Below are 18,164 nucleotides of genomic sequence, written 5' to 3' on the forward strand. Positions count from 1 at the left end.
GCGAACAATGAAGGCGCAGATCGTCACCTTTCTTCTTGCGAGATTGAATCAGCAAAGAGGAGAGAGTTTTCTATGAAGAAAAACATTAAACTTCAATCGTTTATTACGATTGGCATGCTGAGCAGTATTTCATTTTTATTAATGCTATTTAATTTTCCAATTCCGCCATTCCCAGCCTTTTTGGAAGTGGACTTTAGTGACATGCCTGCATTATTAGCAGCGATCACAATGGGACCAGTAGCTGGAATTTTAGTAGAGTTATTTAAAAATGTGTTAGATTGGATTTTCTCAGGTACGCCAACTGGTGTTCCAGTAGGACATATTGCTAACTTTGCAACAGGTATTTTATTTATTTTACCGGTCAGCTTTATTTTTAATCGCTTTAAATCTATGCTAGGGTTAATTGGCGGTTTAGCAACTGGAACAGTTGTAATGGCAGTAGGAATGAGCTTCTTAAACTATGCTGTATTTTTACCAATGTACACATATTTCTTAGGAATGGAACCAGTTGTTGGTGATTCACTTTATAAAATGATTATCGCTGGAATTTTGCCATTTAATATTGTCAAAGGTATTTTATTAACAGCTATTATGGCATTATTATTTACAACAATGCGTAAATGGATTGATCGCCAGCGTTCAATGTATATAACAAAATAAAGAAAATAAGCCTCGGGTATATGATATGCCTGAGGTTTTTTTAATTGGTGGATAGAATAGAAAAAGTGCAGGATAGAATCCCAAAAGTGACGGATAGAGCTAGCTCAAAGGCAAACTAGGCGCGTCTGTTATTTTCATGTAAAATAAAAGGGAGTTTAGCATGTTTGAGGAGATTGAAGAGATGAGTGAAAAAAAGGGACAATGGTCTAGTAAGTTAGGGTTTATTTTAGCGTCAGCGGGTGCGGCAATTGGCTTAGGAGCGATTTGGAAGCTGCCATATGTAATGGGACAAAGTGGGGGAGGCGCATTTTTTCTAATCTTTGTGCTATTTACATTGTTAATTGGCTTACCGATGTTACTATCTGAGTATATTTTAGGGCGTGGCACACAGTCAGAGGCAGTAACCGCCTATAAAAAGATTACGCCAACAAAGCCAGGGTGGGCTTGGATTGGCCGTATGGGCGTGCTCGGCTGTTTTTTACTATTAACGTTCTATAGTGTTGTTGGAGGTTGGATTTTTATTTATAGTGGGCTTGGCATCACTGGCGCTGTTATTGACCCTGCAACTGATCCAACTGAACTATTTGGTAAGATTATTGGAACGCCTTGGATTACATTAGTAGGTCTGGCGTTATTTACGCTAGCAAATGTGCTTGTTATTTCGTTAGGCGTACAAAATGGTATTGAGAAAGCGAATAAATGGATGATGCCATTGTTATTTATGATGTTTATTGTGCTTGTTGTACGCGCAGTGACATTAGATGGTGCATTGGAGGGCATTAAATTCTTTTTATGGCCCGATTTCTCGAATATTACAGGAAGGGCATTGTTAGAGGCGCTAGGGCAATCATTTTTTGGCTTAGCCGTTGGGTTTTCTTGCCTTGTTACATATAGCTCCTATTTAAAAAAGGATGTAAGTCTTCCGAATTCAGCGGGGTCTGTGGTGGTACTAACAGTGCTTGTATCATTTTTAGCGGGCTTAGCGATTTTCCCTGTTGTCTTTGCCTTTGATTTAGAGCCTGCAGCAGGACCGGGTCTATTATTTATGGTGCTGCCAACAGCATTTGGTCAAATGCCATTTGGCGAAGTGTTTTTAGCGATGTTTTTATTACTATTTTTATTTGCCACATTAACGTCTTCATTTAGCTTATATGAAATTATTGTAGCGGCATTTATAGAAAATAGTCAGAAATCGCGTCCTTTATTAACCATTTTACTTGGTAGCATCGTATTTTTAGCAGCGATTCCAGCAGCGCTTTCTTCTAGTGTGTTAGCGAATATAACAATCTTTGAGAAAAGTATTTTTGATGTCACTGATTTTTTAGTATCAAATTTAATGCTACCATTAGGGAATTTCTTAATTGCCATTTTTATTGCCCATATTGTGGAGAAAGAGTTTGTGAGAAAAGAATTGCTGATGGGTAGCCAAATGGGACAAGGCTATTATGTGACATACCGTGTATTAATGCTAGTGGTAGTACCAATTGTGATTCTAGTTGTGTTTATTAATATGCTTTTGCAATACTAAAGAAAATAGGGTGTATTCCTCATTTGGTAGGAATACACCCTATATGGGGCGTTTAATAGTCGTTAAGTGAAAGTTCACCTAACCAATCTTCTCTAATCATTTTTCGTGCCTGCTCCTCGCTTTTTGCAATCGGGAATACTTTATCGACTTGTGATATGGCGAACAGGTTGCGAATGAAATCATCGACAACAATAATGGCGATTTTCTTTTCTTTTACAGATACTTTCTTAGCAAAATTTACAATCATACCAAAGCCAGTGCTATCGATATTTGTTACTTTTTGCATATCGATAATGTACCCATGCTTAGTATTCAAATTAAGCGCTTGAAGCTCTTTTTTTATGTCCTCAATCATTCCGTACTCTAAATCACCAGTAAACGCAATCAAAATATAATCAGTCTTTGTGTCAATATCCATCGCAATTTTCTTCTGATTCATCCTCTAGCGCCTCCATTTTCTTTTTCTTCAAACTTTGAGCTAGTAAGCTCTAAAGACTTAAAATTTAAATTTATTGACCTCATGTTGTAGTTTATCAGCAATTGATGATAATTCATCTGAGTTTTGTGTAATTTCTGCAACGGTTGCATATTGTTCTTCAGATGTAGCAGCAATTTCCTCTGTGGCTGCTGCGGAATCCTCGATAATACGAGAAATATCTTGGATTGCTTGTTGTACGCTTAAGGAGTTGTCGTTTACATTTGTAAATGCGACTTTCATTTGTTCAACGCCTTCTTCGGTTTCAACAACCTTCTCTACAATTTCTTTTAAAGCACTGCCGCCCTTATTAATAATTGTTACTTGCTCCTCTACAGCTAGGAGATTGCTTTCCATTGTTCTTACTGTAACAGATGTTTCAGCTTGAATATCGTTAATAAGATTTGTAATTTGCCCTGCAGCTATACTGGATTGCTCCGCTAGTTGTCGTACCTCCGATGCAACAACAGCAAAGCCTTTCCCTTGTTCACCTGCACGTGCAGCTTCGATAGCTGCATTTAGTGCTAGTAGATTTGTTTGTTCTGCAATACCTGTAATAACAGTGATGATACCACCGATTTCTTCAGAGCGTTTCCCTAGCTTTTGAATGGAATCAGTTGCATAGGATACCGTTTGTGTTACATCATTCAAATGTTTAATAGCTTCATTGATGGCTTCTTCTCCTTTGCGGGCGATATGGGTTGATTCAATCGCACTATTTAAAGTAACTTCTGCCTGCTGTAAGCTATTTGCTACTTCCTCAAGTGTTTTCTGCATCATTGATACGATACGCTCCGCTTGGTCAGATTGAGTCGTTGTACCAACTGCAATATCATTCATTGTCAGCGCAATTTGGTTAGAAGCCTCGCTTGTTTGATGTGATGATTCTGCCAATGAGTGTGAGGAATGAGCAATTTGATTGGCGCTACTAGCTACAATTGATATTGTTTCGGTTAATTGCGTTTTCATATCGTTAAAGGCATGTGCTAAATCAGCGATTTCATCTTTCCCTTTAGGGTTTAATAATTTTACATCTAAATTTAGCTTTGCTAGTTCTTTAGCATTCATACTTAGAATATTAATAGGGTTAATAATTTGCTTTTGTAAAAACCAACTAATACCACCAATCATAAGAATAGCAATTACTAAGGAAGCTACTACATTTTCAAGTGCGGATTTTGTGGCAATGCTTATATAAGGAGCGGTAGGGACGGCGGTTGCCCATACACCAATAACTTCTCCTTGACGATCTAAAATAGGGTCATAGGCTGCTTGATGTAAGCTTCCTAAAACAGTGGCTGAGCCGATAAATCGCTTTTTCTCCCCTAATACAACTGTCGCAACTTCATCGGATACCTTTGTATTTAATGCGCGTTGACCATTTTCGGTGATATTTGTACTAATGCGTGTATCATGCTGAAAAATGGATACAGCATTTCCGTTTGTTAACTTGCCAACCTGCTCGGTTATTTCAAAATTTTCCACCATATTGATGTCGCCTTTATAGAGCTGATTATTTTGGATGGACCATTCTCCTGGATACTTAGCGTCTAAATATTCATAGCTTAGCTGAATATCTGATAACAGCTTTGTATTGGCACTTTCTAACAGATTGTTTTTAGCAATATAAAAATTTATACCTGCTAAAAGGGCAGTAAGTAATAAAATACAGCTAAATATAAGCAAATTTATTTTTTTTCGAATAGACATTTTCATAAAAGCACCCCCAAGTTTACGTTACAACAGAATCTTTTTTGACACTCCAACTAAAAACTTTGTTTCAGAAATATGTTCAAACCAAAGGTGATCCACCATGTTTTTGACAAAAAATAAACCACGACCACGATCAGAATAATCAAGCTCGTTTAAATCAAATTGTAAAATATTGTCCCATTCATTTTCAGCAATTCCTTTTGCCTCATCCATGACTGTTATGATAATTTCTTCGTGAGATTGGATTACATGTACCTGAATCTCCTTTTTTGAGCATTCATCTATTTTTTTCATAGCTTCAACAGCATTTATTACTAATTCATGTACAACAAAGCGCAATTCTCGTTTATAAGGTAGATTGTATACATTTGTGTAATTTTCCATCACTTGATCAATAAAGGCTATGGCATGTGCATCTGGATTTACATTGAGTGTGAATTCCATCATCAATCACCTACCCTGTAATGTAATTGTTATTGAAACTACTGTAATATCATCGCTGTAATCATTATCGAATAAATTGTATTTTTGAGAAAACTTTTGTAATGCATAGCCATTCTCCTGTGAAGCGTACATATAGAAAAAGTCCATATCAATGGATTTTTGCTCGTTTACAGTTAGTAACCCATCCGTATAAAGAATAATACGATGCCAGCCTGATAAAGGTATTGTTTTTTTATTTATTTGAATAGTAGGGAATAATCCGAGGATAGGTGTATTCGCTGGAAGGAATACTGTTTCTCCATATTTTCCAAATAAAAAACCAGAAGGATGAGCAGCGTTCACATAGTGTAAAGTTCCATTTTTAGTATCTATAAGTATGTAGATGGCTGTCATTAAAAATCGGTCCATATCTTCATCAGAAAATAGTTCGTAAATTTGGCGGTTAAGTTCCCGAATCACCATTACTGGATCAATTAATTTGGTAATAATCCCTTTTAATAAAGATCGAATAGACATTGTTACGAGAGATGCAGCGATACCATGCCCCATTGCATCGTATAAAAGAACAGCGGTTAAATGATCATTAATCTTAAACCAACAGTACATATCACCGCCTAATGTATTAGATGTTACATAAAGCCCATCGATCTGAATTTGCTCAAGATTTAATGGAGGTGATAACGCATTTTTTTGGAATTTTTTTGCGATAAATAAGTCCTTTTGAATAATGCTTTCCTGTTCTTTTCGAAGCCTAGTTTCTCGCTGATATTTTAAGGCTACTTGAATGCGAGTCTTAAATTGAGTGAAGTCAAATGGCTTTAAAATAAAATCGAAAATACCAGCTTCAAATACCCTATCAATTGTCACGGTTTTTTCATAAGTAGTGGATAGAAGGATAGGGACATCCACCCAATTTTTTAATGCGTGAATATACTGACAAATTTCCTCGCAATTTTTAAGCGTCATTTTAGCATCGAGTATGATTAATTCCAACTCTTCCTTTAAAGAGGAATCAAATAAATAATTCATTGCTGCTTCTGGTGTGGAAAAGCAATGTATATCTTGAATGTCGATGCGATGAAAATATTTTTGCAGACGCAATACATCATTACTCACGCTGCCAATAATTAATACTGACATGTCTACTAAGTTCACCGCCTTATGTATCTTTCAAGAAGATTTCTAGGAACCTTATTTAATAATTTCTAACTATAAGTATATACGCCATATTTACTGATATAATGCGTAAAACAAAAATTCTAATTCGCTATAAATTTACCAATAAATATAACATTATACAAGACTTTTGTGGTAGAAAGTCAAAGTTAATGGCTAGGAATTTTTTTCATTGTGTAATAATTTCCTAAAAAACAATTAATCGTAAAAAGGCATGAATCATTTCGAAAAATAGAATGTAAGGAAACATTACATAGGTATTGCTTAATATATCTTTTTCATGTAATTTAGAAGCAGTTACAAAACAAATGTTAACTAAAATTACATTGGAGTGGTGAAGAAATGAAGCATTATACAAGAGAAGATATTATACGCCAAGTAAAGGAAGAAAATGTGAAGTTTATTCGCCTACAATTTACGGATATATTAGGAACAATAAAAAATGTAGAGATTCCTGTTAGTCAATTAGAAAAAGCATTAGACAATAAAGTGATGTTTGATGGTTCCTCCATTGAAGGCTTTGTACGCATTGAGGAATCGGATATGTATTTAAAGCCTGACTTCGATACATTCGTTATTTTTCCGTGGACAGCAGAGAAGGGCAAGGTAGCCCGTTTTATTTGTGATATTGCTCGACCAGATGGTACACCTTTTGAGGGTGACCCACGCTCTAATCTAAAGCGTGTTTTAAAGGAAATGGAGGAATTGGGTTTTTCCTCCTTTAACTTAGGGCCAGAGCCAGAGTTTTTTCTATTTAAGGTGGACGATAAAGGGCATCCAACACTTGAATTAAATGATAGTGGTGGTTATTTTGATTTAGCGCCAACTGACCTTGGTGAAAATTGTCGCCGTGATATTGTGCTGGAGCTAGAGGAAATGGGCTTTGAAATTGAGGCTTCCCATCATGAGGTAGCACCTGGTCAGCATGAGATTGATTTTAAATATGCAAGCGCCATTGAGGCATGTGATAATATCCAAACGTTTAAGCTTGTTGTCAAAACAATCGCTGCACAACATGGGCTACATGCAACATTTATGCCAAAGCCATTGTTTGGCGTTAATGGCTCAGGCATGCATTTTAACCTTTCTTTATTTGAAGGAGATAAAAATGCCTTCTACGATGAACATGCAGAGCTACAGCTAAGCCAAACAGCACGTAGCTTTATTGCAGGCATTATGAGGCATGTACATGGTTTTACAGCAATCACGAACCCACTTGTCAATTCTTATAAACGTCTAGTGCCTGGCTATGAGGCTCCTTGCTATGTAGCGTGGTCTGCTCAAAACCGTTCACCACTTATTCGTATTCCAGCAGCACGCGGATTATCCACACGCGTTGAATTACGTTCAGTTGACCCAGCGGCAAACCCTTATTTAGCAATGGCAGTTATTTTAGCAGCCGGGCTTGATGGAATACGAAAAGACTTAACACCACCAGCAGCAGTTGATCGTAATATTTATAAAATGTCACGAGATGAACGTGAGCTAAATGGTATTGAAAGCTTGCCATCCTCATTAGAAAATGCGCTCATTGAATTAGAGATGGATACTACAGTGCGTGAGGCATTAGGGGATCATATTTTAGAAAAATTTACAACGGCTAAAGAAATCGAATGGAATAAATATCGCACACGTGTTCATGGCTGGGAGCGCGAGGAATATTTATCAATGTACTAAAGAAGCCTGTGTAAGCATAATAAAAATCACTTCAGATTAATTTTGAAGTGGTTTTTTATCTTGGTTCAGCAAATTCTTTTTGTATCGAAAGCATTAGCAACAGATGCAATCACGCTGGGGTGTAGTTAATTGTGTGACAATAATCTTCTTCTACTCTATTATTAGGAAAGAGGAGCGTGGACAATGACGCAAATGACTCAAGTTGTGACAATCCAAAACAATGATATTGTGCAATTTGAACAGGATATTAATCGAGCGTTGATAGATTTAACTGACTTTTTTATTATTGATATTAAATACAACACACTTTATATAGGCGAGCAAACCATTATTCATTCAGCACTTATTATTTATAGCGAGCCTTAATCTACAAAGACCTAGCATCCCAAAAAACAGTTTCCCATCACAAAATCTTCCCCGATACTGTCCAACGATAGCATAAAAAGACAGGATAAGTAACTTGTATTATTTTAAGCTATAAGCAAGGAGTGAGAGCAATGAGTTGGATTGAGTCGATTCAAAAAGCCATTAATTTTATCGAGCAGCATTTATTAGAAGACATTACGATTGAGCAGATTGCGCGTGAGGTGAATGCCTCTGTCTTTCATTTTCAACGAACATTTGCCATTTTAACGGATATGTCGATTGCAGAGTATATACGACGAAGAAGATTAACATTAGCTGCACAGGAATTAATAAATACAGAGCATAAAATAATCGATCTCGCCTACAAATATGGCTACGAAACTCCTGAAGCTTTTACAAAAGCGTTTCGCAAGCAGCATTATGTAACGCCTAGTGAAGCAAGAAAAGGGCAAGGACCATTACAATCATACAATCGCCTGGTGATTCAGGTAAGCTTGAAAGGAGTAGAACCAATGAAGTATAAAATCGTAGAAAAAGAGAAGTTTCAGATTGTTGGTGTGAAAAGAACGTACAATTGCCAAGATGGTGAGAATACAAGAGAAATTCCACTGTTTTGGCAAGAGGTCAATCAAAATGGCCTCGACCAGCAGCTTTTCCAATTAAATAATGGTAATATCCATGGAGTGCTAGGTGTTTGTGTACCAAATACAAGCCAAGGGCAAAAAGGCTTTATTGATTACTGGATTGCTACAGATCATGTAGGGGATGCAAAGGAGGGGCTTCTTACAATGGAAGTACCTGCCTCTAAATGGGTCATCTTTGAGGTGCATGGCCCTATGCCAGATGCGATGCAAAATACATGGAAGCAAATTTATTCAGAGTGGTTCCCATCCAATCCATACGAGCCAGCAGGAACAGCAGAGCTTGAGGTTTATCCTCAGGAGGATGCCTATAGCCCTGATGCCTACTCAGAAATTTGGATTCCGATTAAATACTAAAATAAGTATAATGAAGACATCTTTTATAAATACTATAAACAGTCCCCAAAATATAATCTGTTGGAATTGAAGAAATGGGAGAGTATTATATATAATCGTCTAAAATAAAATGTGATGAGTGGTCCACGAAATAACGCTGGGTGTCTTGAGGTAAAATGACATGGTTTAATGTTACCTGTTATTTTAATATAGTTTGGGATTGTTACTCACTTATTTAATATAGTGGCTCAGGCAATGTCTTGGGCTTTTTTGTATTTATATTTCAATACGTTGAGAGATATTTAATGACTTTATTAAACCTAGATTAGGTAGTTATGCTAGATATGAAACTGAAGTTATATTAGATTACCATCAATAATACTTAGAGATTTTGTATTCTAAAGATATAAAATTTTAATGTTAAAGCTTTAAGGAAGAAAGAGCTTGGGGTAAAGGGGTAAGCAAGTATTTGTATTAAAAGATTATATTTAATTATTGGAAAATTTTAATAACGTATTGCGTGTTTGAAAAACGGGGATTATAATACTAAACAAAGAAAGCGCTTTATTAAAGAAAGAAAGTTCTAAAGTTAGAGTTTATAAGCATATTTAGTTATTATTATTTTTCTGAGTATTCATATAAAAAGCAAATTGATTATATCCAAGAATGGGTATAAACGAAACAATAAGTTTAATATCATGTTCAACATTCAACTACTATTATAAAAGTATTTGAAAATGCCTATAAGTCATTGCATAATAATTCTAAAGGAATTTATTTATAATTTGAAATCCTTAGATACTATAACATTGACGGAGAGAGTGTAAATGAAAGTAACAATCTATGATGTAGCGAAAGAGGCGAAGGTTTCCATTGCTACTGTTTCGAAGGTAATTAATGAAACAGGGCGAATTAGTGATAAAACAAGAAAAAGAGTGAAGAAAGTAATTGAAGAATTAGGATATAGTCCAAATATTTTAGCTTCAGCGTTAATGGGGAAGCAAACTAAAACAATAGGTTTGTTAATTCCAGACTTAGCTAATCCCTTTTTTTCCGAGTTGGCGAGAAGTATAGAAGATTACGGTCAACTGATGGATTATAATTTTGTTATTTGTAATACTGATTATAATTTTGAGAAAGAAAATAAATATGTAACTTTGTTAAAGCAAAAAAGCGTAGATGGATTTATATTAGCTTCAGGCTTTGAAAATTTAGAACGTGTCGAAGAGTTAATGAAAGAAGAAGTTCCAGTGGTTATGGTAGCCCGTGATCTTCCTATATTTTCTGTAAATGCTGTAGCATTAGATGATTTTAGGGGTGGGTATTTAGCTGCAAGTCACTTAATTGAGTTGGGTCATACTAATATTGGAATCATTGCAAGAGATTTATGGAGCAATCGCGAGCGTTTAAGAGGTTTTCATCAAGCACTCCAAGAAAATCAATTAAAGTTACATCCAAAATTTGATTTTATTACAGAAACAGATAGCATTGAAGCCGGAAAAATAATGACTGGATATTATTTAGAGGATGATAATCGGCCAACTGCTATTTTTGCTTGTAATGATTTACTGGCAGCAGGCGTTGTTAAAAAGGCTAAAGAATTAGGAATTGTTGTACCAGATGATTTATCAGTCATTGGTTTTGATAATACTTCTATTGCTACTATTATTGAACCACCGTTAACAACAATCGCACAGCCTATTGAGAGTATGGGGCGTGAAGTGATGAACTTAATGGTGTCAATTATTAAGGGAGAAAAGAACGAGTGTAGTAGAATAATGCTTTTACCAACATTGGTGAAACGTCAATCTGTGGTAGCAATAACTAAAAATAAGTAACATTATATTTTTTCTTAAATAAATTAAGCGTTTAATTTATTTAAAAAAAGCAATAAAATAAGTTGGACACCGTAGTATTTTTCTTGAGTGGAAATGCTTTTTGCTCCCATCTTTTTAAAACGTGTATACTAAACAATTTAATCGTTTAAATTTTAGGATCCTCTTGAAATAATAAAAACTGCTCAATATCGCATTTAATTCAGTTTATAAAAATAGTATTTGAGAAAATTTGAAAATAAAATATTGCATTTTTCAGAAAACGAATATAGAATAAATTTCAACAGAAAGAGAAAGCGCTTAATCAAAAAAGGAGGAAGAAAAATGTCTAAAGTAAAATGGGGAATTTTAAGTGCTGCTAATATTGCATATGATCAATTATTGCCAGCTTTCAAAAAATCAGAATATTCAGAGGTTATTGCGATTGCCTCTAAAACTAAATCAAAGGCTTTGCGATTTAATATAAATACGATTTATGAAGAATACGAGGAATTATTAAATGATTCGAATATAGATGCTGTATACATACCGCTACCAAATGCTTTACATAAAGAGTGGATTATTAAAGCAGCTGAGGCTGGTAAACATGTATTAGTAGAAAAACCTGCTGTCCTATCTGCAAAGGATATGGATGAGATTATTGCAACAATTAAAAAAACTAAAACAATTTTTATGGAAGGATTTATGTATCAATTCCATAGTCAGCATAACGAGATAAAACGTTTACTTAACGAAGGAGTTATCGGAAAGAAAAGACACATTAAGGCACATTTTTCTTTTCCATTAAATAATCCAGATGATATTCGTATGAATAAAGCGTTAGGGGGCGGTGCATTTTGGGATGTTGGTTGCTACGGTATGCATGCCGTTACACAACTTCTAGAATTTAAGCCAAAAAGCTTAACGATGACATCCAAAATCGAACAGGAAGTTGATGTGACATCGGTTTGTGTGATGAAAGATGCAAACGATGTTACGGCAGAAGTTTGCGCATCCTTTGAACTACCATTTGAAAATCGTTATGAAATTTTTGGTGAAGAAGGCGTTATTGTAGCGAAGTATTCGTTCCGACCAGATGAATCTGCTGCTGCTTCTGCAGTAATCAATGTACTAGATATCAACGGACATCTTCAATCATCGACAATAATTAAAGATGATCAATATGTAAACCAAGTTAATTATTTTAATGATTGTGTTTTAAATAATAAACAGCCTCATTACGATGCATTGAAAACAAAGGAATTAATCACTTTCATTGAAGATTGCTATAAATCTATGCAATATCTTTAATAATAAAGTTGAAAAAGTGGTAAAGAAATAAGTTACGTCAATGCCAATGTTGAAGTAAGGAGAAAATATATGAGAAAGTAGCTTTATTTTTAAATTGGTGAAGCGCCTAACCTAGGCTAAGAGAAGAAAGAGGAGTAAGAGATGGCAAATAGTTTAGTTATACAATCAGGAGGTCCAACGGCTGTTATTAATAGTACGGTTGTTGGGGTAGTTGAGGCAGCATCGCAATTAGATAAGGGGACACAAGTATTTGGAGCTCTTGGAGGGATTGAAGGTTTATTACATGCTAATTTTGTAAGTATTCACAATTTGACTTCGGAGGAACTAGATTTGTTACGTTACACACCTGGTGCAGCACTGGGCACATGTAGACATAAGCTTACAAAGCAAGATTTACAGCAAATTATTCATAATTTGAGAGAGTATCACATTACAAAGCTGTATTATATTGGTGGAAATGGATCGATGCAGGTAGCGATTTTTTTAAAAGAACAAGCTATGGAGATGGGCTACCCCTTACGAGTCATCGGGTTACCAAAAACAGTTGATAATGACTTATTTGGAACAGATCATACACCAGGCTTTGCAAGTGCTGCTAAGCATTTAGCAACAATGGTGGCTGATTTAAAAATGGATGTTTCAAGTTATGCTAGTGGTGAACGTATTACTGTCATCGAAACAATGGGGCGTCATACAGGTTGGTTAGCTGGTGCTTGTCAATTAGCATTTTTAGAGGATGACGGTTTTAATGAATTTTTAATTTATTTACCAGAGTTTCGTTTTGATATCGAGAGTTGTAAGGCGAAGGTAGATGCTCTTTTAAAGAAAAATAAAAACGTCTTTATTATTATTGCTGAAGGTGTAAAGGATTTAGAAGGCAATTGGTTAACCTCACATAATATGAAATTCGATGATTTACAAAGGGCTAAACTAGGTGGTGCTGCGAATTATTTGAAAGAACAACTAGAAAAAGCTTTCCTTGTTCAAGTAAGAGCTATTGAGCCAAGTATCTGGCAGCGAAGTAGTACGATTATCGCATCACAAACAGATTTTGATGAGGCATATGAGGTTGGCAGACAAGCTGTTAAATATATGAATGAAGGAAAAACAAATGTGATGGTGGGCATGCAACGCTCGAAATTATCTAGCTATGAAACTGAGTTTTACTGTACACCATTATCATGGATTGCGAGTAAGGAAAAAATTATACCACTAATCTGGTATTCCTTAAGTCAAAATAAAATGACAGATGATTTCATTCAATATTTACTCCCTTTAATTCAAGGTGAGGTGACAGCTAAACGAAAACATGGTTTACCTCAATATAGCTCACTGTATAAATTAAGGGCCAAAGGAGATGAAGGAAATTGTCAACTATCAAGTGTGCGATAGCTGGAGTCGGTCGTCTAGGAATGATTCATGCACAAAATATTGTCCACAATATACCAAATGCAGAATTAAAGGTAGTCGTCACAACGCATGAGGAATCTGCTAGACAGGCAGCAAAAAAACTAGGAGTGGACGCTTGGACAACAGATTACCAGCAGGTCGTTCAAGATGATGCAATAGATGCAATTATTATTGCAAGTCCAACTGGAGCGCATGCAGAGCAGATTAAAGAAGCTATTAAATATAAAAAACATATTTTTGTAGATAAACCGATTACGAGCACTGTAGAAGAGGCGCAAAGTATTGTTCCGTTAATGCAGGATTATAACGGAGTACTGCAAGTAGGCTTTGTAAGACGCTTCGATGATGCTTATATGAAGGCAGCAGAAATGATTCGTCGTGGTGATATCGGAGAGCCAATTTATTTTTCAAGTATAAGCCGTGACCCTGGTTCACCACCAGAGGAATACATAGCAACGAGCGGAGGCATATTTGTTGATTTATGTATCCATGATTATGATATTTCTCGCTATTTAATGGGAGTAGAGGTAGAATCACTTCAGAGCTTCGGGAAAGCGCTTAATCATAATTTTATGAATAAATACGGTGATGTTGATCAGGCGATTACGAAAATGCAGTTTTCAAATGGGGCTCTTGGCATTGTAGAAGGTAGTAGAAACTCCTCATTTGGTTATGATATTCGAGCAGAGGTGCTCGGAACAGAGGGAATGCTACAAATCGGCTCGATTCAACGGACCAATGTATTAACATTCTCGAATGGGCGTTCAACATACGATAATATTCTCGACTTCCCAAGTAAATTTGAAAATGCTTTTTTAAAGGAAATTCAGATTTTTATCGATACTGTTGCTAATAAAGGTGAATCACCAATTACAGTAATGGATGCCATTAAGGCATCGCAAATTTCGGAGGCTGCAACAGCATCATTTAATACAAATAAAATGGTAAAGGTAGGTAGTTAATAATTATGGGAACAATTCGTTTAACAATGGCACAAGCATTAGTCAAGTTTTTAGATAATCAATATGTACTGCATGATGGTGTAGAGCGTAAATTCGTTAAAGGAGTCTTCGGTATTTTTGGTCATGGTAACGTAACTGGTATGGGAGAAGCTTTAGAAAATCATATTGGTGAGATCACTTATCTGCAAGGTAAAAATGAACAAGGTATGGTGCATACAGCAGCAGCTTTCGCGAAGCAAAAAAATCGCCTTGAAATTTACGGTTGTACAACTTCAATTGGACCGGGTGCATTAAATATGGTAGCAGCTGCGGGAACAGCAACAGCAAATCGTATCCCAGTATTACTATTACCAGGTGATAACTTTGCATCTCGTCAACCGGATCCAGTATTGCAACAAATTGAAAACCCAATGGATTATACAATCTCAGCAGCAGACGCTTTCAAGCCTGTAAGTAAATATTGGGATCGAGTGGTTCGCCCAGAGCAATTAATGACAGCAATGATTCATGCAATGCGTGTATTAACAAACCCTGCTGACACGGGTGCTGTGACAATCGCTTTACCGCAAGATGTACAAGCTGAAGCATATGACTATCCAGAAGAATTTTTTGCGAAGCGAGTGCATTATATTGAGCGTCAGGAGCCATTTAAAAATGCATTACAACGTGCTGTAGAGTTAATTAAAACAAAGAAAAATCCTGTCATCATCGCAGGTGGTGGCGTGCACTATTCAAATGCACAAGAGCAATTACAAAAATTTGCACATGCATTTACTATTCCAGTAGGTGAAACACAAGCTGGTAAAAGCGCTTTGCCGTGGGATGATGCATTATATATGGGAAGTATCGGTTCTACAGGTTCGAAAGCTTCTAACATTTTAGCACGTGAAGCAGATTTAATTATCGGTGTAGGTACACGATTCACAGATTTTACAACATCTTCAAAATGGGCATTTGGCAATCCGGATGTAGACTTTTTAAGTATCAATGTAAGTGACTATGATGCAGTGAAGTTAGATGCTACAAAATTAGTGGGCGATGCACAAGTAACTTTAGGGCAATTACAAAAAGCTTTAGAGGCAGAAGGCTATCAATCAGCACATGATTCAGGTCGTCTGAAAGAATTAAAAGCAGAGTGGGATGCAATCGTAGATGATTACTACTCACAGGAAGTAGCAGGCGGTCTTTCCCAAACTCGTGTCATAGGTGAAATTAACAACTTTGTTCAACCTGAGGATGTAATTGTTTGTGCGGCTGGAAGCATGCCAGGAGACTTACATCGTTTATGGCGTTCATCTAAGCCAAAATCGTACCATATGGAATATGGTTTCTCTTGTATGGGTTATGAGGTAGCAGGAGCACTGGGTGTGAAATTGGCTATCGGAGATGAAGGTGAAGCATATGCATTTGTTGGTGATGGAAGCTACTTAATGTTGCATACAGAAATTGTTACAAGCATTCAAGAAAATAAGAAAATGACAATCCTATTATTAGATAACAATGGCTATCAATGTATCCATAACCTACAAGTTGGACAAGGTAGTGAAGGCTTTGGTAATGAATTCCGTTATCGTTCAGAACAGGATAATCGCTTATCAGGTGACTATGTACAAATTGACTTTGCACAAAATGCACGTAGCTTAGGGGCAAAGGGTTACACAGTACGTACAATCGAAGAGCTACATGAGGCATTAGCAAGAGCGAAGGAAGAAACGGTCACAACTTTAATTGACATTAAAGTATTACCAGGTACTTGCACAGTAGGTACTGAATCTTGGTGGAGACTTGGTGTTGCAGAGGTTTCTACATCAGAGAAAGTATCAAAAGCTCATGAGGTAATGGCAGTAAATGTTATGCAAGCACGCAAATATTAATTTTATTGAAGGAGGAATTACAAGTGTCAAAATTACAAATTAAACCGCAAAATCCAAAAATGAATAATAAAAAATTAATTTCAATTACGCCAGAATCAGCAAACTGGGCTTATGTGGGAATGGACGTTATACAACTAGAGCCAGGTGATAAATATCGAGTTGAAACTGGAAAAAATGAAATGATTGCGTTATTGCTAAGCGGTAAAGCAAATGCGAAAACAAAGAAAAAAAGTTGGGATAATATCGGTCAGCGTATGTCTGTATTTGAAAAAACAGCAGCATATTCTGTATATGCACCAAATGACGACTTTGTAGAGTTAGAAGCTTTGACAGAAGTTGAAGTAGCAATTTGCACAGCTCCTGGAAAAGGAACGTACGAAGCGCGGCTCATTGCACCAGAGGATGTAGAAATTGCAGAGCGTGGAAGTGGTCATATAAGTCGTATGATTCACAATGTTTTACCTGAAACAAAGGATGCGGATAGTTTATTTATCTTTGAAGTATTTACACCAGCTGGGAACTGGTCAAGTTATCCACCACACAAACATGACCAAGATGATTATCCGAATGAAACTTACTTAGAGGAAACGTATTACCATAAAATTAATCCAAGCAAGGGTGGATTTGCTATCCAGCGAGTATATACAGATGACCGTAGTTTAGATGAAACAATTATTGTCAACGATGGAGATGCAGTGTTAGTACCAAAAGGACATCACCCATGCTCGGCACCTCCGGGTTATGAACTATATTATTTAAATGTTATGGCTGGGCCAATTCGTTCTTGGAAGTTCACAAATGATCCAGATCATGTGTGGTTAACGAAACTGTAAAAGAGGTGCGCAAATGAAATTACCATTCTCCTTAGGTATCCACCCCATTAATTGGGTTGGAGAGGATGTGTTAGAGCATGGTGATCACTATACTAGTGATGACATAATGCAGCAAATTAGTGAGCTTGGCTTTTCAGGTACGGAGGTAAGTCGCAAATTTCCAACAGATCCAATAGAGCTAAAAGCAGCTTTAGATAAATATAATCTACAGCTAACAACGCAGTGGAAATCAGTGTTCTTCTCTGACAGAAGTCGTCATGAAGAACAATTGAAAGAATATCAAAAGCATATCGATTTTTTAAAGCAATTTGGTTGTAAAGTCATTAGTACGGCTGAAGCACGCAATTCTATTTTAAACCAGGATCCAACAATGCCAGAGGATGCTAGGGAAGTTCGCCCATTAACGGATGATGAGTGGGAAGCATTAGCTGATGGTTTAAATAAAGCTGGTAAACTAGCGCAAGAAGCAGGAATGAAGCTTGTTTATCACCATCATGCAGGTACTGTAGTAGAGCAACCACTGGAAATCGAGCGGTTAATGTCAATGACTGATCCGAATTATGTTCATTTACTATATGATTCTGGTCATGGTTATTACGGTGGAAATGATCCTATAGAGCTTTTGGAGAAATATTATGACCGTGTTGGATATATTCATTTAAAGGATGTACGTCAAGACGTACTAGATGCAGCGCATGCTCAAAAGTATCCAATTCGAGAGTCGCTACGTAAAGGTATTTTCACCGTGCCAGGCAGTGGTGTGTTAGATTTTGAACCAATCTTCCGTTACTTATTGGAAAAAGGTTATTCTGATTGGGCTTTAATTGAAGGAGAGCAAGACCCATCTATTTATAATCCATATGAATTTGCACAAAAAGCATTAGAATATATTGAAACAATTGTTTCAAAAATTGAAAGTGACAAATAGTAAGAGAGTGGGGAAT

Annotated in this window: 16 protein-coding genes; 12 read left to right on the forward strand and 4 right to left on the reverse strand. The window is 36.3% G+C overall.

Features of this window, described 5'->3' with window-relative positions; genetic code table 11:
• Positions 1-72: 72 nt before the first annotated feature.
• A complete protein-coding gene (locus ACIQVU_RS04965) occupies positions 73-660 on the forward strand; it encodes an ECF transporter S component (protein ID WP_340805011.1) in 588 nt (195 codons plus the stop codon).
• 181 nt (positions 661-841) lie between these two features.
• Positions 842-2,188, forward strand: coding sequence for a sodium-dependent transporter (locus ACIQVU_RS04970; protein WP_340805013.1), 1,347 nt, complete (start codon positions 842-844; stop codon positions 2,186-2,188).
• Between the two features lie 52 nt (positions 2,189-2,240).
• Here ACIQVU_RS04970 and ACIQVU_RS04975 read toward each other — a convergent pair whose 3' ends face one another.
• The 4 genes from ACIQVU_RS04975 to ACIQVU_RS04990 are packed head-to-tail and all read right to left on the reverse strand — an operon-like array spanning position 2,241 to position 5,960.
• Entirely contained in the window at positions 2,241-2,627 is a 387-nt protein-coding gene (locus ACIQVU_RS04975) for an STAS domain-containing protein (protein ID WP_340805015.1), read from the reverse strand.
• 57 nt (positions 2,628-2,684) lie between these two features.
• A complete protein-coding gene (locus ACIQVU_RS04980) occupies positions 2,685-4,379 on the reverse strand; it encodes a methyl-accepting chemotaxis protein (RefSeq protein ID WP_340805017.1) in 1,695 nt (564 codons plus the stop codon).
• A 21-nt stretch (positions 4,380-4,400) separates the two neighbouring features.
• Positions 4,401-4,823: an ATP-binding protein gene (locus ACIQVU_RS04985; RefSeq protein WP_340805019.1), complete on the reverse strand. Its 423-nt coding sequence runs from the start codon at positions 4,821-4,823 to the stop codon at positions 4,401-4,403.
• A gap of 3 nt (positions 4,824-4,826) precedes the next feature.
• Positions 4,827-5,960: a SpoIIE family protein phosphatase gene (locus ACIQVU_RS04990; RefSeq protein WP_340805021.1), complete on the reverse strand. Its 1,134-nt coding sequence runs from the start codon at positions 5,958-5,960 to the stop codon at positions 4,827-4,829.
• Positions 5,961-6,338: 378 nt separating this feature from the next.
• On the opposite strand from ACIQVU_RS04990, the gene glnA reads away from it, so the two are divergent.
• The 10 genes from glnA to iolE all read left to right on the forward strand — a co-directional run bounded on the left by glnA (position 6,339) and on the right by iolE (position 18,148).
• Complete coding sequence (gene glnA, locus ACIQVU_RS04995) at positions 6,339-7,673, forward strand: type I glutamate--ammonia ligase (protein ID WP_340805023.1); 1,335 nt, start codon at positions 6,339-6,341, stop codon at positions 7,671-7,673.
• 183 nt (positions 7,674-7,856) lie between these two features.
• On the forward strand, positions 7,857-8,039 hold the full coding sequence (locus ACIQVU_RS05000; protein WP_340805025.1) for a sporulation protein Cse60: 183 nt from the start codon (positions 7,857-7,859) through the stop codon (positions 8,037-8,039).
• Positions 8,040-8,170: 131 nt separating this feature from the next.
• Complete coding sequence (locus ACIQVU_RS05005; protein ID WP_402894169.1) at positions 8,171-9,037, forward strand: AraC family transcriptional regulator; 867 nt, start codon at positions 8,171-8,173, stop codon at positions 9,035-9,037.
• An 806-nt stretch (positions 9,038-9,843) separates the two neighbouring features.
• Entirely contained in the window at positions 9,844-10,854 is a 1,011-nt protein-coding gene (locus ACIQVU_RS05010) for a LacI family DNA-binding transcriptional regulator (RefSeq protein ID WP_402894172.1), read from the forward strand.
• Positions 10,855-11,175: 321 nt separating this feature from the next.
• A complete protein-coding gene (locus tag ACIQVU_RS05015) occupies positions 11,176-12,141 on the forward strand; it encodes a Gfo/Idh/MocA family protein (RefSeq protein ID WP_402894175.1) in 966 nt (321 codons plus the stop codon).
• 141 nt (positions 12,142-12,282) lie between these two features.
• Complete coding sequence (locus ACIQVU_RS05020) at positions 12,283-13,533, forward strand: diphosphate--fructose-6-phosphate 1-phosphotransferase (RefSeq protein WP_402894178.1); 1,251 nt, start codon at positions 12,283-12,285, stop codon at positions 13,531-13,533.
• Positions 13,509-14,513 carry a Gfo/Idh/MocA family oxidoreductase gene (locus ACIQVU_RS05025; RefSeq protein ID WP_402894180.1) on the forward strand — a complete coding sequence of 335 codons (1,005 nt, stop codon included), beginning with the start codon at positions 13,509-13,511 and terminating at the stop codon, positions 14,511-14,513. Before ACIQVU_RS05020 ends, ACIQVU_RS05025 begins: the two co-directional genes overlap by 25 nt.
• Before the next feature lie 5 nt (positions 14,514-14,518).
• A complete protein-coding gene (gene iolD, locus ACIQVU_RS05030; RefSeq protein WP_402894183.1) occupies positions 14,519-16,387 on the forward strand; it encodes a 3D-(3,5/4)-trihydroxycyclohexane-1,2-dione acylhydrolase (decyclizing) in 1,869 nt (622 codons plus the stop codon).
• A 23-nt stretch (positions 16,388-16,410) separates the two neighbouring features.
• Positions 16,411-17,220, forward strand: coding sequence for a 5-deoxy-glucuronate isomerase (gene iolB, locus ACIQVU_RS05035; RefSeq protein ID WP_402894186.1), 810 nt, complete (start codon positions 16,411-16,413; stop codon positions 17,218-17,220).
• 13 nt (positions 17,221-17,233) lie between these two features.
• Positions 17,234-18,148, forward strand: a complete 915-nt coding sequence (gene iolE / locus ACIQVU_RS05040; protein ID WP_402894189.1) for a myo-inosose-2 dehydratase — start codon at positions 17,234-17,236, stop codon at positions 18,146-18,148.
• Positions 18,149-18,164 lie beyond the last annotated feature (16 nt).

The sequence above is a fragment of the Lysinibacillus sp. NPDC098008 genome (genome assembly GCF_044760715.1).
Lineage (GTDB): Bacteria > Bacillota > Bacilli > Bacillales_A > Planococcaceae > Lysinibacillus.